The organism is Paraburkholderia atlantica (assembly GCF_009362785.1).
In the GTDB taxonomy this organism is placed as follows: Bacteria; Pseudomonadota; Gammaproteobacteria; order Burkholderiales; family Burkholderiaceae; genus Paraburkholderia; species Paraburkholderia atlantica.
The window spans coordinates 1-1,216 of sequence record NZ_WHNQ01000190.1; the positions used below are offsets into that span (position 1 = coordinate 1).

The 1,216-nt window shown below is 64.3% G+C and carries 1 protein-coding gene; it reads left to right on the forward strand.

The window, feature by feature from the left end:
* A partial coding sequence (locus tag GCT19_RS42130) for an amino acid adenylation domain-containing protein (RefSeq protein ID WP_152855097.1) occupies positions 1-1,216 on the forward strand: 1,216 nt, incomplete at both ends.

Here is a 1,216-nt window from a genome sequence, read left to right on the forward strand (position 1 = left end):
TGCGGCGGGGCGTGCGGCGCTGGGCGGGGAGGCGCTCGCTGGGGTGGGGCTGGTGGAGCTGGAGGCGCAGTCGCCGGCGTGGGCCGGGCAGCCGTCATCGGATCCGGATGCGCGCGCGCTGGGCCTGGGTCCGCACCATCTGGCCTATGTGATCTACACCTCGGGCTCCACCGGCACGCCCAAGGGCGTGATGGTCGAGCACCGGGGGGTGGTGAACTTTCTATCTGCGTTTTCAGAGATATCTTCAATTTCTGACCGCGATACTTTTTTGGCTTTGACCACCATCTCGTTCGATATTGCGGGGCTCGAACTGTTCCTGCCTTTGAGCACTGGGGCCGCAGTCGCCCTTGCAAGCCGTAAGGATGCAATCGACGCCATGGCCTTACGCCATTACATAGCACATCACAACATTTCTTTCATGCAGGCGACTCCGGCAATGTGGCGCCTGCTCTTAGATGGAGGCTGGCAAGGAACACCAGCGCTGAATGCGGTATGTGGGGGAGAAGCGCTACCTGCAACTCTGTCACTTCGCCTAAATGAAGCGGTGAACTCTGTAAAGAATTTCTACGGGCCAACCGAAACAACCATCTGGTCATCCTTTTTTCCTATTGACACGCCATTCGGCGTGCCACATCAAGATGTACCGATCGGCCGTCCGATTGCGAACACGCGGGTGTACGTGCTGGACGGTCATGGCGAGCCGGTGCCGTTCGGGGTGGTGGGCGAGCTCTACATTGGCGGGGCGGGGGTCGCGCGCGGCTATCTGAACCGCCCCGAGCTGACAGCCGAGCGGTTCATCGCCAGTCCCTTTGTGGAGGGCGATCGGCTGTATCGCACGGGGGACCTGGCGCGGTACCTGCCGGACGGCAATCTGGAGTTTCTGGGGCGCACCGACGAGCAGGTCAAGATCCGGGGCTTTCGCATCGAGCCGGGCGAGGTGGCCGCGCACCTGTGCGGACATGCATGGGTACGCGAGGCGGTGGTGGTGGCGCGCGAGGAGCGGGCCAGCGAGCCGCAGCTGGTGGCGTATGTGGTGGCCGCAGAGGAGGCGCAGGAAGCGCAGCTTGCGGCGACGCTGCGCGCGCATCTGGTGGGGCAGCTGCCGGACTACATGGTGCCGGCGGCGTTCGTGCCGCTGGCGGAGTTGCCGCTGACGGTGAACGGCAAGCTCGACCGCAAGGCACTGCCCGCGCCGGCTGACGATGCGTATGCGCGG